This is a genomic window from Hymenobacter koreensis (assembly GCF_039541855.1).
Taxonomy (GTDB): domain Bacteria; phylum Bacteroidota; class Bacteroidia; order Cytophagales; family Hymenobacteraceae; genus Solirubrum; species Solirubrum koreensis.
In genome coordinates this window covers 89,359-107,511 of the sequence record NZ_BAABHA010000006.1, presented here as the reverse complement: position 1 = coordinate 107,511, position 18,153 = coordinate 89,359, and the positions used below count along the sequence as shown (strand labels likewise).

10 protein-coding genes are annotated in these 18,153 nt (G+C 58.9%); all 10 read left to right on the top strand.

What is annotated here, in order from left to right; genetic code table 11:
- Nucleotides 1–261: 261 nt before the first annotated feature.
- The 10 genes from ABD903_RS11470 to ABD903_RS11425 all read left to right on the top strand — a co-directional run bounded on the left by ABD903_RS11470 (nt 262) and on the right by ABD903_RS11425 (nt 18,129).
- Nucleotides 262–3,756 carry a DUF7948 domain-containing protein gene (locus tag ABD903_RS11470; RefSeq protein WP_345224321.1) on the top strand — a complete coding sequence of 1,165 codons (3,495 nt, stop codon included), beginning with the start codon at nt 262–264 and terminating at the stop codon, nt 3,754–3,756.
- 82 nt (nt 3,757–3,838) lie between these two features.
- Nucleotides 3,839–5,080, top strand: coding sequence for a DUF7948 domain-containing protein (locus ABD903_RS11465; RefSeq protein ID WP_345224319.1), 1,242 nt, complete (start codon nt 3,839–3,841; stop codon nt 5,078–5,080).
- Nucleotides 5,038–6,888, top strand: a complete 1,851-nt coding sequence (locus ABD903_RS11460) for an Ig-like domain-containing protein (protein WP_345224317.1) — start codon at nt 5,038–5,040, stop codon at nt 6,886–6,888. Before ABD903_RS11465 ends, ABD903_RS11460 begins: the two co-directional genes overlap by 43 nt.
- A gap of 207 nt (nt 6,889–7,095) precedes the next feature.
- Entirely contained in the window at nt 7,096–7,755 is a 660-nt protein-coding gene (locus tag ABD903_RS11455) for a T9SS type B sorting domain-containing protein (RefSeq protein ID WP_345224315.1), read from the top strand.
- Nucleotides 7,756–7,860: 105 nt separating this feature from the next.
- Nucleotides 7,861–8,334, top strand: coding sequence for a ribosome maturation factor RimP (locus ABD903_RS11450; protein WP_345224313.1), 474 nt, complete (start codon nt 7,861–7,863; stop codon nt 8,332–8,334).
- A gap of 126 nt (nt 8,335–8,460) precedes the next feature.
- Nucleotides 8,461–9,768, top strand: coding sequence for a transcription termination factor NusA (gene nusA, locus ABD903_RS11445; RefSeq protein ID WP_345224312.1), 1,308 nt, complete (start codon nt 8,461–8,463; stop codon nt 9,766–9,768).
- Between the two features lie 146 nt (nt 9,769–9,914).
- Nucleotides 9,915–13,079, top strand: a complete 3,165-nt coding sequence (infB, locus tag ABD903_RS11440; RefSeq protein WP_345224310.1) for a translation initiation factor IF-2 — start codon at nt 9,915–9,917, stop codon at nt 13,077–13,079.
- Nucleotides 13,080–13,230: 151 nt separating this feature from the next.
- Nucleotides 13,231–16,260, top strand: a complete 3,030-nt coding sequence (locus tag ABD903_RS11435) for a 7TM diverse intracellular signaling domain-containing protein (protein ID WP_345224309.1) — start codon at nt 13,231–13,233, stop codon at nt 16,258–16,260.
- Between the two features lie 296 nt (nt 16,261–16,556).
- A complete protein-coding gene (locus ABD903_RS11430) occupies nt 16,557–17,012 on the top strand; it encodes a hypothetical protein (RefSeq protein WP_345224307.1) in 456 nt (151 codons plus the stop codon).
- A gap of 325 nt (nt 17,013–17,337) precedes the next feature.
- Nucleotides 17,338–18,129, top strand: coding sequence for a hypothetical protein (locus ABD903_RS11425; RefSeq protein ID WP_345224306.1), 792 nt, complete (start codon nt 17,338–17,340; stop codon nt 18,127–18,129).
- Nucleotides 18,130–18,153: the final 24 nt, after the last annotated feature.

The window sequence follows — 18,153 nt, the reverse complement described above, 5'->3', positions numbered from 1 at the left end:
AGCGCCACCGGCAAGGAAAGCGCAACAAAAGCGGCGGGCCAAAACAACCTTGGGGACACTTGCGTGCATCCTATGGCTAACAGGAGCCATGCAATGACCAGCAGCGTGAATTTGAATGCTAACGAACGACCCACTACAAAGCGAAAACAGCCTTACCAAGTACAAACCTACGCATTTTGGGGAGGGTCACATGAGTATGTGAACGGCGCAATAAGGCCGGGGTTTCGTCGTACCTTCAGGGTCTTATTTACCACACGCGTAATGTTAACTTCTACCTTCTGTCGCTACGGCGGCCTCTTTTGGACTTTATTGTTGCTGGTGGCTGCTCAATCGGCAGCTCGGGCCAGTGCCCCGACCAAAAGCCTGGAGTTTATCGAGAACAAAGGCCAGTGGGATGCGCGGGCCCGCTACGCGGCGCTCCTGCCCGGTGGTCGGCTGTTTGTGGAACCCGGCGGCTTCACGTACTCCATGTTCGACCCGGAAGCCCTGCGGCGCCTGAACAACCACGGCCATACCAGCGAAGCTCAGGCAAAACACGCCACGAGCGGCAAGCTGCGCGCCCATTCGTACCGCATGCGCTTCGTAGGGGCTCGGTCTGGGGTGCAGCTTCGGGCGGAGCAGCCTACGGGCGAAGTACGCAACTACCTGCTCGGCAACGATTCCCGGCAGTGGGCCAGTCAGGTGGCCGGCTACCGCCAAGTGGAGTACAACAACCTGTGGGACGGCATTGGCGCCCGCATCTACGAAAACGGCCAAGGCCAGCTTGAGTACGACTTTCTGCTGGCCGCCGGCGCTTCGCCCAGGCGCGTTCGGCTGCGTTACGAGCACGTGGCCGGCCTGCGGCTTACGTCCGAAGGCGCCTTGGAAATCAGCACCTCGGTAGGGCAGGTTACCGAACTGGCTCCGAAAGCCTGGCAGCTTGATGCCGCCGGCCGCCGCCAGCCCGTGGATTGCCGTTACGTGCTCCACGACCGGGAAGTAAGCTTTGAGTTGGGACGATACGACAGCTCGCGGCCCCTTACCATCGACCCCACGGTGGTGTTTTCGTCGTTTACCGGCTCTTCATCCGATAACTGGGGCTTTACCGCTACCTACGACTCCGACGGCAACATGTACTCGGGCGGCATTGCTTTCGGGCCGGGCTACCCCACCACCAGCGGCGCTTACGACGGCTCGTTTAACGGCAACATCGATATTGCCATCATTAAGTACAACACCGCCACCACCGGCAACGCGGCCCGCATGTGGGCTACGTACCTGGGCGGCGGGGAAATAGACGTGCCGCACAGCATGGTGGTGAACAGCCTCGGCGAGTTAATTATTCTGGGCACTACCTCCTCCACTAATTACCCGACCACTAACGGCGCATTCGACCGCACGTTCAACGGCGGCCAACAGACCGAGCCGCTTAGCAGCCTGCTGTACCGCAACGGTTCCGACCTTATTATTAGCCGGCTCAGCGCTAACGGCGCAGGTTTGGCCAGCTCCACTTATTTGGGCGGCGACAGCAACGACGGTATCCAAACGGAGGCTTCGCCGCTGGTGCGCAACTACGGCGACCAATTTCGTGGCGACATTACCGTGGACGAAAACGACAACGTGTATCTGGCGTCGAGCACCACCGGCAATTTTCCTACCACCAACGGCTTCGATACCAGCTACGGCGGCAGCGGCGACGGCCTGGTAGCCAAGCTTACGCCCACGCTCAACGCCATTACCTGGAGTAGCTACTTTGGCGGATCCGGCACCGATGCGGTCTATTCTATTCAGGTAAATAGCGCCCGCGAGGTATACATAGCCGGTGGTACCGGCAGTGCTGGTCTTTACAGCACCACGGGTGCCTACAAGCCCGCTTACCAAGGCGGTACCGACGGTTTCGTGGCCCGCATCAGCGCCAACGGCGGCAGCGTAACGCGCACGAGCTACATCGGCACCAACGCTTACGACCAGGCCTATTTTGTGCAGCTCGACGAACAGAACGGGGTATACCTGTTGGGCCAAACCCGCGGCAGCATGCCTATTACACCGGGCGCCTTTGGCAACCCCAACGCCAAACAGTTTATACAGAAGCTAAACCCGAGCTTAAGCACGCTGGAGCTAAGCACGGTAATCGGCACCGGCCGGCCGGGCGCTGATTTCTCGCCTACGGCCTTCCTGGTAGACCAGTGCGAGCGGGTGTACGTGTGCGGCTGGGGCGGCGGGCCCAATGTGGGCATGCCCTACAGCAACGAGTCGACCTTCGGCCTTGCCACAACTCCCAACGCCTTCCAGCGCACCACCGACGGCGGCGACTTTTACCTGGTGCAGTTTGCGCCCTACCTCACGTCCATTCAGTACGCCACCTTTTTCGGCAGCAGCAACTCCGGCGACGCCGGCGACCACGTGGACGGCGGTACCTCCCGCTTCGACCGTCGTGGCTACGTGTACCAGGCTGTTTGCGGCGGCTGCCGAGGCAGCAGCAATTTCCCCGTTCCGGCCAATACTTACACCAACCGCAACGGCAGCAGCAATTGTAACAACGCCTCCTTTAAAATAGACTTTGGCATTGATGCGGCCCTGGCAGGCCCCAACCAACGGGTGTGCGCCGATGCGGCTCCCATCCGGTTGGGTGGTTTGCCCAGCGGCGGTACGTGGGCGGGCCCCGGCGTTACGGGCAGCGTGGCCGCGGGCTTCACTTTTACCCCAACACCAGCGCTGGTGGGCGCCCAACGCCTTACCTATTCCGTTGCCAGCACCGGAACCTGCGTTACTACTAGTCCGCTTACCATGACGGTGCTGCCCATCACACCGGTGGTATTCACGCCTTTGCCTCTCGCTTGTACAAACGATGGCCCAGTGACGCTGAGCGCCACGCCCGCGGGCGGTACGTTTAGTGGCCCCGGCGTGCAGGGCAACACGTTTTCACCCAGCACAGCCGGCTTAGGAACCCACACCATTACTTACCGGCTGCCCGCTGACCAGTGCGGCGTTGCCACGCAGCAAGTGGTTGTGCGGGCGGCGCCCAGCGTGGAGGCCGGCCGCGACACCGCTCTATGCTCGTTTCAGCGGACACCTTACCAGCTCACGGGCTTCAGCCCCGCGAACGGCCGCTGGAGCGGTCCGGGCTGTACGCCTTCGGGCCTGTTTACGCCTCCCCCGAATGGGTCGGGCCGCATTACCCTTAGGTACACGTACACGGCCCCCAGCGGCTGTTCGGCTCTCGATTCCGTTCACGTGGTGCTGGTACCCGACAACCGCACCAATCAGCCCCTTACGCTGCCTGAGTGCCTGGTTCGTCCCCGTCCCCAAGATGGCATACCGAACTACACCGGTCTGGCCCCCTTCACGCACACCTTCCAGCACGACCTGTTGTTCGCTTCCCGCTACGAATGGGACTTCGGGGATGGGGGAAACAGCACCGAGCAGTTTCCTACCCATGTGTTCACCAAAAAGGGCACTTATCTGGTGCGTCTTACGGCTTACTACAACAGCACTTGCCAAGCCAACTCCGTTTTCCTGCCAGTATACGTGGGCGACCCGTTCATTCCCAACATCATTACCCCGAACGGCGACAACGTGAACGACGTGTTTGAGCAACGCCTGAGCTGTTTGCCTGTGGAGCTGAAAGTGTTTTCCAAGTGGGGCAACCAAGTGTTCGAGTCCAAGGATTACCGCAGCAACTGGGGTGGTTCCGGCTTGCCGGCGGGCGTGTATTATTATACCCTACGCGACACCGAAGGCCGGAAGGCTAAAGGCTGGGTTGAAATCATGCGCTAAGGCAAACAGGTTTCGGCTGTTCTTTCTTGGAAGGTAAAGTGAGGCGGGAGCATCTTTGTAAGATATTCTCGCCTCAACTTTTATGTATCGGAGAAAGAAATACTTACTCAGTAGCCTGCTGTGCTTCCTATTGATGCTGCCGCAGGCGTGGTGCCGCGCAGAAAAGCCCACCGCACCCAGCCTGGAATTTATTGAGAATAAAGGCCAGTGGGATGCCCGTGTGCGGTTTGCCGCGCCTTTACACCACGGCCGCCTGTTCGTGGAAAACACTAAGCTGACCTACGCCTTGCGTGAGCCCGTGGACCTGCACCCCCATGCCGAGCGCACCAACCACGGCCCCTTGCGGGCCCATGCCTATGCGGTGGAGTTTGTGGACGCCAGCCCTAACGTGAAGCTAAACAGTGCCACCGCTACTGGCGAAGTGCGCAATTATCTGCTTGGCAACGACGCCGCTCATTGGGCACGCGAGGTGGGCAGCTTTCGGCAGGTGCATTACACGGGCTTATGGGCAGGCGTAGATGCGAAGCTGTACGAAAACAACCAGCAGCAGCTCGAATACGACTTCCAGCTGGCACCCCAGGCCAACGCGCAACAAGTACAACTCCGTTACACCGGCGCCGACGCCGTAACGCTGCAGCCCGATGGTTCGCTACGGATCCAAACCAGTGTGGGGCATGTAACCGAGCTGGCCCCAAAAGCGTGGCAGCTGGATGCCCAGAACCGGCGGCAGGCCGTGGCGTGCCGCTACGTGGTAAACAAGAATGTGGTATCGTTTGCGCTAGGTCGCTACGACCACACCCGCGCGCTGGTAATCGACCCCACGGTGGTATTTTCCTCGTTTACAGGCTCCACGGTCGACAACTGGGGCTTTACCGCCACCTTCGACCAACAAGGCAACATGTACTCGGGTGGCATTGCTTTTGGGACGGGCTATCCGGTTACCACGGGCGCTTACAACACCAGCTTTTCGGGCAGCATCGACATAGCCATTATCAAGTACAACACGGCCGTTAGCGGCACTGGGGCTCGGGTGTGGGCCACTTACCTGGGCGGTAGCTCCGCCGATTATCCTCAAAGCCTGGTGGTAAACAGCCGGGGCGAATTGGTGGTGTTGGCTACCACGGGCTCTGCCAACTACCCCGTCACCACCACGGCCTTCGACCGCAGCTTCAACAGCGGCACCGTCATCAACCCTTACGGCTCCGACCCGCAGTACAATATAACTACCGGAACCGACCTGGCCATTAGCTCCCTGAACAGCAACGCAACGGCTCGGCGCTGGTGGGTTCTACGTACTTGGGCGGCAGCGGCAACGAGGGCCTGATGGCCCTTTCCACTTCTGTCGCTACCAACCCTCTGGTACGCAATTACGGCGACCAGTTCAGGGGCGACATTATGGTGGACGCGGCCGACAACGTGTACGTGGCATCCAATACCACTTCGGCTAACTTTCCCGTCCGCAATAGCTTCCAGAACACCTACGCCGGCGGCATCGATGGCGTGGTGAGCAAGCTGACTCCAGCCCTGACAGACGTGCTGTGGAGTAGCTTTTTGGGCGGCACCGGCCCCGACGCCGCGTACTCGCTGCAACTCGATGCCGTGGGCCGGCTGTTTGTGAGCGGTGGCACGGCCAGCCCGTCGTTTCCGGTGCGGCCCGGCGCCTTGGTGCCCACGTACGGCGGCAGCGCCGATGGTTTCGTGGTGCGCGTCAGCGCCAACGGCTCAACGCTGGAGAAATCCACGTTTCTGGGCACGCCGCAATACGATCAGGCATATTTTCTGCAGCTTGATGCCTCCGGCCAAGTGTATGTTCTGGGCCAGTCGGCCGGTACTTATCCCACCACACCCGGCCGGTATTCCAATCCCAACGGCCGTCAGTTCATTCACCAGCTGAATGCCGATTTGAGCGTCACGGGCTTTGCCACCGTCTTCGGCAGCGGCCGTACCACCCTCGACCTTTCGCCCACCGCGTTTTTGGTAGACCAATGCGAACGGATTTTTGTGAGTGGCTGGGGTGGCGGCAATAACGTTTCCTACGGCAACGGATCGGTAACGGGCTTGCCCACTACCTCAGCCGCCGTGCAACCCACTACCGACGGCGCCGATTTTTACCTGATGCAGCTTTCCAGCGGGGCTACTACCCTGGAATACGCTACTTTTTTTGGAGGAGCTGGCTACCAGGACCACGTAGATGGCGGCACTTCCCGCTTCGACCGCCGGGGAGTTATTTACCATGCGGTTTGTGCTGGCTGTGGCGGTAACAGCAACTTCCCCATTCCGGTGGGCGCCAACACGTATTCCACTATTAACCGCAGCACGAACTGCAACAATGCGGCTTTCAAATTCAATTTTGAGCCGGAACGCGCCATTGTGGGTCCGGCTCGCAACGCATGCTTAACGGCCGGCCCTCAAGCCTTAACGGGCACACCCGCCGGTGGTGTCTGGACGGGCGCCGGAGTAAGCGGTTCGGTGGCTACGGGTTTCGTATTCAATCCCGGCCAGTTTGCCGTGGGCGCCACCACAACGCTTACTTATACGGTTAGCACCGGCCTTTGCCAAAGCCAGGCTACGCAGCAGGTCACCATTGTGGCTCCCCCTACCGCGGCCTTTCTTCCGGCTACTTTACCGGCGGTATGCATTAGTAGCAGTCCATTTACGCTGAACGGCAGTCCGGCCGGCGGTACCTACAGCGGCCGGGGTATAAGTGCAGCGGGGCTTTTTTCCCCGGCTTTGGCCGGCGCCGGCACCCACACTATTACTTACACCATTGCGGATGGTGGCTGCAGTGCCAGCGCCACCGTTGCGGTGCAGGTGTTAAGTGCTACGGCGGGCGCCAGCTTTAGTGTGTGTGCTCCTGCTCCGCCCACCGCCCTAGCCGGTACCCCGGCCGGTGGCGTGTGGACCGGCCCCGGCGTTACGCAACTTGGCAACGGCACCTACATTTACACGCCTCCCACGGCTTTCACGGGCACCCATCAGCTTACTTATACCATTACCGGCGCGCAGGGCTGCACCAGCAGCAGCTCGCTCACGGTTTCTGTAACCCCAACCCCAACGGCGCCGGTGCTAAACCAAGCCCCGCTTTGCGTAGCCAGCACCACTCCCGTGGCGCTGCCCGGAAACGCCATTTGATCGGGGCCGGGCGTGCGGGGTCCTTCATCCACGGGATTCACTTTTACCCCTTCGCTAGCCGGCGTAGGGCAGCATCAGCTTTCCTTTATTACCGTTAACGGTTCTTGTCAGTTCAGAGGCACCGCCCCCATTACGGTACAGGCAATAGCAGCCCCCATTACCGCCCCCGATACCTTGCTGTGCCCTGGCAGTACGCAGCCTTTTTACGTGCGAGCCGCACCCATCGGGGGCACCTGGAGCGGCCAGTACGTTACCGCCACCGGGTTATTTACTCCTCCCGTAGGCTTCTTTGGCTCCGTTACGCTCACTTACACGGTAGGTACCGGCGCCTGCGCGGGCTCGGTTAGCCGCCGGATTGGCACCCCCACCAACCGCCTACTGCCTGCCTGGGCTGAAATCAGCTGCTCCGGTGACCGGGAAGCTCCCTTGCGGATACGTTTCTCCGATGCCGGCAGCAACGCCACCACTACCTGGGATTTTGGCGACAACACCCGCGCTACCGGTGCCGTAGTGGAGCATACGTATACGCAGCCGGGCACTTTCCGCCCCGTAGCTACCTTAACGTACGCTACGGGCACCCAATGCCAGGCTCGGGTAGAGGTGCCGCCCATAATAGTACGCGCCGCCGAGCTACCGCCCAACGTTATTACCCCCGACGACGGCGACCAGCTCAACCAGTTTTTTGTGGTAAAAAGAGGATGCACGCCACAGCTGCGCGTATTCTCGCGTTGGGGAGCCCAGGTATATGAATCGGCTGCTTACGCCAACGATTGGAGTGGCACCGGCCTGTCTGCCGGCCTGTACTATTACCTGTTGAGGTTTCCCGACGGAAACACCACCAAAGGATGGGTTGAAATCATCCGCTAACGCGGCCGGTTGCACCGCGGCGGGCAAAGTTGTATCTTTGTGCCCAACAAACAGGTATTGGCAGAGGGGACGGCAGCGTCCCCTCTTTCTTTTCCCACCCTTCCCATGCATTTCGACCGCACTCGTATTCAGCAGATGCTGGACCAAAGCTTGCCCGGCCCCGCTTATTTCGTGGTCGACCTGACGGTGAGCGACTCGGCCGTGCGCCCCAAAGTCACGGCCGTTATTGACGGCGACGAAGGCATTGGCATCGACGAGCTGGCCACTACCAGCCGCCGTTTGGCCCGCCAAATCGACGAGCTGTACGGCGAAGAAGCCACCTACCACCTGGAGGTAACCTCGCCCGGCGCCGACGTGCCCTTTGTGAGCCCGCGGCAGTACGCCCGCCACGTGGGCCGCACCTTGGCTATTAAAATGGCCGATGGCACCGAAAAAACCGGCACTCTGGAGGAATTTACCCCCGAGGGCATTATGGTTAGCGAGGAGGTCAAGGAGAAAAACAAAAAGAAGCTGCTGCCGCCGGCCTTTCTGCCTTTCACCGAAATTGGCGAGGCTAAAGTGGTCATCTCCTTCAAATAAAAGCTTTTAGCTGTTAGCCATTGGCTGATAGCTGTCGTATTTTGAATCTCATTCCCTCAACAGCTGCCGCTTCCCTCTAGGCCCGCAAAGCCAACAGCTAAAAGCCACCAGCCAATAGCATTAACCATGAACAGCAACGTTCTAATCGAGTCGTTCTCGGAATTTGCCAAGTTCAAGAACATCGACCGGCCCACCATGATGAGCATCCTCGAAGAGGTGTTCCGGACGATGATTCGCAAGAAGTACAACGATGACTCCAACTTCGACGTCATCATCAACCCCGATAACGGTGACTTGGAAATCTACCGCAACCGTGAGATTGTGGACGATGATTCCGAGGATATCTGGGACCACGACAAAATTCCGCTGTCAGAAGCGCAGAAGATTGAGCCCGATTTCGAGATTGGTGAAGAAGTATCGGAGCAGGTGAAGCTGGAAGACTTCGGCCGCCGCGCCGTGCTCATGGCTCGCCAGACGCTGATTCAGCGTGTGAAGGACCTGGAGCGCGACAACCTGTACCAGAAGTACAAGGACATGGTGGGCGAAATCATTGCCGGCGAAGTGTACCAGGTATGGGGCCGCGAAACCCTCGTGCTCGACCAGGAAGAAAACGAGTTGAGCCTGCCCAAGCAGGAGCAGATTCCCAAGGACCGCTACCGCAAAGGCGACAACATTCGCGCTGTGGTACACCGCGTGGACGTAATTAACGGCGCCCCGAAAATTGTTCTTTCCCGCGCGGCACCGGCTTTCCTGGAGCGTTTGATGGAGCAGGAAGTGCCCGAAATTTTCGACGGCCTCATCACCATCAAGAACATTGTACGCGAGCCGGGAGAACGGGCCAAAGTAGCCGTAGAAAGCTACGATGACCGTATCGACCCCGTAGGTGCTTGTGTAGGCATGAAAGGCTCACGCATTCACGCCGTGGTGCGCGAACTGGAAAACGAGAACATCGACATCATCAATTATACCGACAACTTGGAGCTGTACATTCAGCGTGCCTTGTCGCCGGCCAAGATTTCGTCGATGAAAATTAATGAACAAACCGGCCGGGTTTCGGTGTTCTTACGTCCCGACCAGGTTTCCCTGGCCATCGGCCGCGGCGGTGCTAACATTAAGTTGGCCTCGCGGTTGGTAGGCATGGAAATCGACGTATTCCGCGAAGCCGACTCGTACGAAGAGGACATTGCCCTCGACGAATTCTCGGACGAATTGGAATCGTGGATTATTGACGAGTTGAAAAAAATCGGCCTCGACACCGGCCGAGCCGTATTAGCCGTCAATAAGGAGGACCTCGTGCGCCGTACTGAACTCGAAGAAGAAAACGTAGAAGAGGTCTTCCGCGTAATTCAGGCCGAATTCGACGGTGAAAACGAGACCGAAGAGGCAGCCACCGAAGAGGGTGCAGAAACCCCTGCGGAAGCTCCAAAAGAGTAGTTGAGCGACGCCTACTGCGAGCCAGTTGGCCGGAACTCTCCCATACACAGGCGGAAAACGGGCCGTAGCAGGCCAGTTTTCCGCCGTTTGGCAATAATTAAATCGTACTTTTGCACCAAACTACGAGTATCGAGCGCGACCAAAGAATGGCGGAAGCAGCAAGCAAACGGCTAAAACAAGCAGCCACTGACCTTAACGTCGGGACCCACACCATCGTGGACTTCCTGTCGGGTAAGGGCATTTCTATTGAAAACAAACCCACCACCAAGCTTTCGCCCGACCAGGTTGCGCTGCTGAACAAGGAGTTTGCATCATCGGCTCAAGACAAGGCGGAGGCGGCGAAGCGTGGCCAGTCGCTGCGTCATACCGAGCTCGAGCAAGCTTCGCAGGCAAAGGAGGCCGAGCGTGCTAAAGTAGCCGCCGCGGCTGCCGCAGCAGCGAAACCAGCCGAGCCGGCCAAGCCCGCGCCGCAGCCCGTTGCGGCTGCAGCGGCCCCTGCGCCCGCTGCTCCGGCCCCACAACCTGCCGCGCCCGTCGACAACGGCCGCACGGTACCGGGCCTGAAAGTGTTGGGTAAAATTGAGTTGGACGCCAAAGGTCGCCCCGTGCCGCCGCGCCCAGCCCAACCGGCCCCTGCGCCCGCAGCTCCGGCTCCTGCAGCCGAAGTGCCAAAGCCGATGCCTGCTCCGGAACCCAAACCGGCGCCGGCTGCTCCCGTTGCAGCAACTCCGGCCGAGCCTAAACCGACTCCGACTCCGGCTGCAACTCCCACCCCTCGGCCCGAGCCTGCCCCTGCTCCCGTAGCGGAGACGAAGTCCGTCCCGGCTCCCGAAGCGCCTAAACCAGCTCCGGCCGCAACACCCGCCGCGGAAACGCGCCCGGCCGCTCCGGCTCCAAAGCCAGAACCGGCTCCTGAACCCGCCCAGCCCGCGGCAACAGCTGCTCCGGCAGCACCTGCTGCCGCACCCACAGCTGAAGCCAAGCCCGCCGACGGCGGTGCTGACGCCGGCACGGGTGAAGGTGGTACCATCGTAGCCCGTGGCGAGCAGCTGAAAGGCCTGACGGTACTTGGTAAAATTGAACTCCCCGTTGACGCCTCGCGGCGTGGCGGTGGTGGCGGCCGTGGTGCCCGCCCGGTTGCATCTTCGGATGTTCGCAAGGCAGGCATAGGCGACAAGAAAAAGCGTCAGCGCATTACCGTACCTGGCAGCGGTCCGCAAGGGCAAGGCGGCCAGGGTGGCGCACAGGGCAACCGTCCGCCGGCTGCCCCCGGCACTGGCAACGACCGTCCGATTCGGCCAGCTAACCAGAACCGCCCCGGCGGTGGTGGCGGTGGCGGCCAGGGTCGTCCCGGCGACAACCGTGGCCCGCGTCCCAATGCAACTCCCGGTACGCCCGAGCAGAACGACAAGCAGATTCAGGACCAGATCAAGGCTACGCTGGCTAAGCTTAGCGGTGGTCGTGGTAACCAGCAGAACCGTGCTAAATACCGCCGCGACAAGCGTGCCGGTGTTGCTGAGGCAACGGAGCTGCAGCGTCAGCAAAACGAGCTAGCCTCGAAAACACTGAAGCTGACCGAGTTTATCTCGGCCAACGACTTGGCTTCGCTGATGAACGCGTCGGTTAACGATGTTATCAAGGTTTGCTTGAACATGGGCATGTTCGTGTCCATCAACCAGCGCCTCGATGCGGAAGCCATTACGGTTATTGCCGACGAGTTCGGTTACGACGTGGAATTCCTCTCGGCAGAAGACGAGCAGGAAGTAGCCATTGATGCCGATGAGGATCCGGCCCTGTTGCAGGACCGCGCTCCTATCGTCACCATCATGGGTCACGTCGACCACGGTAAAACGTCGCTGCTTGACTACATCCGAAATGCCCAAGTGGCCAAAGGCGAAGCCGGCGGTATTACCCAGCACATCGGTGCCTACGAAGTAAAAACGGCGTCGGGCAAGCGCGTTACCTTCCTTGATACTCCTGGTCACGAAGCGTTTACCGCTATGCGTGCCCGTGGTGCCAAGGTGACGGACATTGCCATTATTGTGGTAGCGGCCGACGACTCGGTGATGCCGCAAACGAAGGAAGCCATCAACCACGCGCAAGCGGCTGGTGTGCCCATCGTTATTGCGCTGAACAAGATTGATAAGCCGGGCGCCAACCCCGACAAAGTCCGCGAGGAGCTGTCGGCCATTAACGTACTGGTAGAAGAATGGGGTGGTAAGTACCAGTCGCAGGAAGTATCGGCCAAAACGGGTATCGGCATTGACGACCTGTTGGAAAAGGTGCTGCTGGAAGCGGAAATTCTGGAACTGAAAGCCAACCCCGAACGCCGCGCCGTGGGTACGGTTATCGAAGCCTCGCTCGACAAGGGTCGTGGTTACGTAACCACCATTCTAGTTCAAACGGGTACGCTGGAAATCGGCGACATCGTACTGGCCGGTCAGCACTTCGGACGCGTGAAGGCCATGACGGACCACCGCGGCAAGAAGATGAAGTCGGCTGGCCCTTCCACGCCGGTTCAGCTGCTTGGCTTGCAAGGTGCTCCGCAAGCTGGTGACAAGATTCAGGTAATGGAAACGGAGCGTGAAGCCCGCGAAATTGCCACGCAGCGTCAGCAGTTGCAGCGCGAGCAGTCGATGCGCACCAAGAAGCACATCACACTCGACGAGATTGGCCGCCGTTTGGCAATCGGTTCGTTCAAAGAGCTCAACATCATTGTGAAGGGCGACGTGGACGGCTCGGTGGAAGCACTGTCGGACTCGCTGCTCAAGCTGAGCACGCCGGAAGTGGCCGTGAACATCCTCTCGAAGGGTGTGGGCGCCATTTCGGAATCGGATGTGTTGCTGGCTTCGGCTTCCGACGCCATCATCATCGGCTTCCAGGTTCGTCCGTCGTTGGGCGCCCGGAAGCTGGCCGAACAGGAGCAAATCGACGTGCGTCTGTACTCGATCATCTACAACGCCATCAACGAGGTGAAGGATGCCATGGAAGGCATGCTGGCCCCGACGGTACAGGAGGTGACCGTGGCTACCATCGAGGTACGTCAGGTGTTCAACATTACCAAAGTGGGCACCATTGCCGGCTGTATGGTAATGGATGGCAGCATCACCCGCAACACCAAGGTGCGAGTGGTTCGCGACGGTATCGTTCAGCACACCGGCAACGTGCAGGCGCTGAAGCGTTTCAAAGACGACGTATCGGAAGTGCGCCAAGGCTACGAGTGCGGTATTTCGATCAAGAACTTCGATGACCTGCGCGAAGGCGACATTATCGAAGGCTTCGAGGAGAAAGAAGTAAAGCGTACGCTGTAAAACAGCAACGCTTGGTTACTTGAAAGCCCCAACCCGCAACGGTTGGGGCTTTTTATTTATCTGGCAGGCAACCATGCGGAACAATTGGGCTTCTTCTTGCCGCGCCCAATTGGTATATTCGAGATGCGAACGGCTAATACCCTAGGCTTGGATGAAGTTTTTACTCTGTAGTATTATCTGTTGGCTGTTGGCTTTTTCGGCGGCAGCCACCCCCGCCGAGCCGCTGGTTTTGCGCGATACGGCGCAGCTATACCCGTTGCGCGCCTACTGGGAAGTACTGAAGGACGATCGGCCTTGGATAGACGATGAAGAGCGGCTGACGTTTGCCCAGGTACAGGCTCCGGAATTTGCAACTCGGTTCGAGCCCCGCGGCACCGACCCCAGAACCGGTAAACATGATGTGTGGCTACGCACCCAGGTACGGGCCGAAAGCCGGGCTGGAACTCAATGGCTACTGGTAGCCCCAACCGCTGCCTCTACCTGGCTGGATGTGTACGCGGTACTGCCTTCGGGCCAGGTGGTGCGCCACGAGCTAGATCCGGCCCGGCCGAACCGGCAAACACATGCGGTATCACACCGGCACTATAACGTGCGCATTCCATTGCCACCGGGCCAAATAGTTACGCTGTACCTGCACAGCTGGGCCAGCTCTATCAACTATTCATTTCAGGAACAAACGCACTTTTTGCAGCGCGCCCGGCAAGCCGATGTATTTGCCGGTCTGTATTTCGGCATTCTGCTGGCACTGCTGGCCTACAACCTGCTGCTTTACCTATCGGTGCGCGATAAAAGCTACCTTCTCTACGTGCTGTACGTAGCCAGCTTCACGGCGCTGCAAGCCGATATGATGGGTTACCTCAAGCTTCACTTGGGCGACGGGCTAAGCCTTTCTGCGTTGGCAACGGTGCACTCACTGCTGCTTAGCCTAACCATTTTCTTCGGAATTCTGACGGCACGGGCTTTTTTGGAAACACGCCAGTTGCTTCCACGCTTCGACGGATTGCTTCGGTGGTCGTTATTACTGGCCTGGATGCCGGTGCTTGATCGGTTCATACCCTTAGCCCTCCCCTTTCTGCCCGACTGGCCCGCCACGGCGGCGCTCTGGGCCAGCGTGGTTCTGTTATTGGCTGGCCTGTTAGTGCTGCGTACCGGCTACCGACCGGCGCGCTATTATATGCTGGGTTGGGGCTTGCTGCTGGCGGCCGTAATTAATTTCTATCTACACGGGCTGGGCATTACCCCCGATGGTTTTTGGGCCGAGCACGGTGTGCACTTGGCTTCGGCGCTAGAAACCATCTTGCTTTCGTTGGGCCTAGCCGATCGAATTAACCTTGTCAAGAAGCAAACCCAGCGCGCCCAAACCGAAACTTTGCAGGCGTTGCGGGAAAAAGAAGCGGCCCAGAGAGAAGTCCTGTCGGCCATGCACGACAAGCAAGTGGCGCAGGAGGAGGCGTTGCGCATTGCTCGCGAAAAGGACGAAGTGCAGCAAACCGCTAACCGTACCCTCGCCGAGCGGGCCAATGAACTGCAGCAGGCTTATCAGGAGTTGCAGGCCAGCATACAAACGTCGGATAAGCTGCAGGAGCTTGATGAGCTGAAGACGCGTTTCTTTACCAATATTTCGCACGAGCTGCGTACACCGCTCACGCTCATTATTAGTCCGCTGGAACAGCTGCTGAGCGAGGCCGGCCACGAACCGGGTGCCTCCGCGCGGCCCGAGTACTCCCTGATGCTGCGCAATGCGCGTCGGCTGCTCCAGCTCATCAACCAACTTCTCGATGTGGCCCGCTTGGAGAGCGGCCAGATGCGTCTGGCAGCAGCGCCTGCCGATTTAACCCAGCAGGTGCGTTACAGCGTAGCCGCATTTGGCTCATTGGCCGAAAGCCGCGACGTAACCTTAACCGTGGAGGTGCCGCCCGATCCGCTGGAGGTGTACTTGGATGTCGATCAGTTCGATAAAATCCTGTATAACCTGCTCGGTAATGCCCTGAAATTTACGCCGGCCGGTGGCAAAGTGCAGGTAAGCGTAGCGGCTTCCGGCAATGCCGCCCTGGTGCGGGTGCACGATACCGGGGTGGGCATTCCAGCCGAGCACCTACCGCTGGTGTTCGACCGTTTCCACCAGGTAGACAGCAACCTCACGCGCTTACACGACGGCACCGGCATTGGGCTGGCGTTGGTAAAGGAACTGGTAGCGTTGCACCACGGCACGGTACACGTTACGAGCACCGTGGGCGAAGGCACCACTTTCACTGTAGAAATACCGCTCGGGTGTAGCCACCTGCCGCCCGAAGAGTTGGCTACCGCTCCTATTAACAGCCTTGCGCCCAGCGTACCCGAACTCCGCGAGGCCCGTCAACACATAGTAAACGAAGCGGAGGCCGATACAATAGACGCCAGCCGGCCGCTGGTACTGGTGGTAGAAGACAATGCCGAGGTACGGGACTACCTGCGTAGCTGCCTGGCCGCCGATTTTCGGGTGCTTACCGCCGCCGACGGCGAGCAGGGCCTGCAACGCATTACTGCCGCCGTCCCCGATCTGGTCGTGTCGGATTTAATGATGCCGCAGCTCAACGGGCTGGACTTGTGCCAGCGCCTGCGCGCCGACGAGCGTACGAGCCACATTCCCGTCATATTGCTCACGGCCCGGTCGGAGCAGGAAACGCGCCTGGAAGGTTTCGAGATGGGCGCCGACGAATACCTTACCAAGCCCTTCCGCCCCGAAGAACTGCGGGCACGCATTCATCACCTGATCCGGCAGCGCGAATTGCTGCGCCAGCGTTTCAGCCGGGAGCTGAAGCTGGAGCTCAGCGAAATCAGTGTTACCTCAACTGACGAAGCCTTTCTTACCCGAGCCATTGGTGTGGTAGAGCAACACCTAGGCAATTCGGATTTTAGCGTGGAGGCCTTTGCCGAACACATGGCCATGAGCCGGGTGCAGCTGCACCGCAAGCTCAAAGCCCTAACCGATCAATCTACCTCGGAGTTTGTACGGACGCTGCGGTTGCGCCGGGCGGCGGTACTGCTACAAGGTCAGGCCGGGCATATAGCTGAGGTAGCCGAGTCCGTAGGCTTTGCAAACATCTCCTATTTCACCAAGTGCTTCCGAGAACTGTACCACCAAACCCCCTCCGAGTACGCAGCCAACCACCCCGTAGCAGACGCTGTATCTGTGGAATAGCTCGTGAAGTGCTTCACTTAATCATAGCATTCTAATTAAAAAGCGAAGCTATGATCTTAGTAAACCATTGACAAACAAACTCATACACACAAGGAAACATGTGTGATATTCTTTGAAACATTTGTATTAACCACCTCCACCTCCATTACAGCACCTTTGTTCCACCTCCGTTTGTCAGGCAGCTTATAATCAGTTGTTGCAAGCGAAGTCACTTGGAGCCTGGGGCAATACGCCAGCAATAATTGCCCAAGTGAAGTCTGATAATTCACCTCTTTTGACTTGGAATTATGCTTGCCTTGGGGAGACTTGTAGCGGATGACACACTGCTGCGCTGGAGCAGCCGGATTAGCGCCTGGATGGGTGACTTTGAACAGGTAGACATGAACGTTCGGTGGTCCTACGACCAGCGGCCGGCCGAAGCTCAGCAGTTCGACCGTAAGCTGGCTATCATGTGCTACCTCTCGGTTTTTGGTTGGTTATTGGCCTACCGCATGCCCAAGCAACACCGCTCGGAGCTGGTGAACTTTCACCTGCGCCAAATGACGCTGCTGCACCTTGTTACCCTGTTTTGCCTGGGCCTGCAAATAGTCTTGCTGCCCGTTTGGGGCTGGAGCAGCCTAGCTGTGTCGGGGGTGGGTATTGGTGCCATTATGCTGATGCGTATGCTCGGCGTGATGTCGGCTATGAACAGCCTGCAGGACCCACTGCCCCTGATCGGCCGCTTGGCCCAGCGCCTGTTGCGCAATATGTAATGCTTATCCAGGTCTGAGTGCTTCTCCAGCACACGACGGCTTTTTGCATTACTACCAGACATGATTGAGCAAATCACATGAGCATATTTTAGCTCCGCAGCATAAGTATAATGACCTCTCACGCCCCGCACTAAGCATTTTAGCTTGGTACGGGGCGCTTCGTTTCTGCCCGGTGTAACAGGTGAAAAGGCCAGAATAGTGGCTTCCAAGTCATTCTCACATCATCATGCGATTGACCCAGGCAAGGGGGTAAGGTAGTTTTGTAACAGCCAATTGGCACAAACCAGACACCTGTTGTTCCCTTTCTTCCTTTACCGTACCAGCCATGAAAACGCTTACCTTTTCCGCCCTGCTGTTGCTGCCTGCTTTGGCCGCAGCTCCCGCCGTTGCTCAAACCCGCACGGCTGCCAAGCCAGCTGCAGCGCCGGTAAAAACCACCACAGCCACCAAGCCGGCAACCACTACCAAGGCTACCACTGCTGCCGCCAAGCCTGCGGCACCTGCTAAGTCTGCCACACAAGCCGCTCCAGCCGAAGCAACACCAGCTGAGGCACCCGCGGCAGCTACTAAATCGGCCCCCAAAGCCGCCTCCCAAACCAGCAGCGCCACCAACAACTTCGTTAAGGGCAGCACAGCAATTAACTTGGGTGTGGGCCTGGGCTTAGGTTACGGGTACTACGGCGGCAGCCTCAAGGCGACGCCGGCCATGAGCTTGTCGGTTGAGCGCGGCTTTATTGAAGGCCTTGGCCCCGGTACCATCGGCATCGGTGCTTTGATAGGCTACAAAGGCTACAGCTACGACTATGGTGGCAGCCAGTACAAAGCCAAATGGACCAACCTGCTGGTTTCGGCCCGTGGCACTTACCACTACAACATCTTGGAAAACCCCAAGCTCGATACGTACGCGGGCATTAGCGTGGGTGTGCGCATGCAAACCTGGAAGGATACCTACTACGATAACACGCCCGGCCTAAAGGATTACTCCAGCAGCAGCGCATACGTTACGTCGGGTTTCTTCATCGGCGGCCGCTACTTCTTCACCGACAACATCGGCGCCTTCAGCGAAATAGGCTACGACATGAATTACCTGAAGCTGGGCCTGACGGCCAAGTTCTAGGCCCCGCCCCCGCTCTGCCACTCC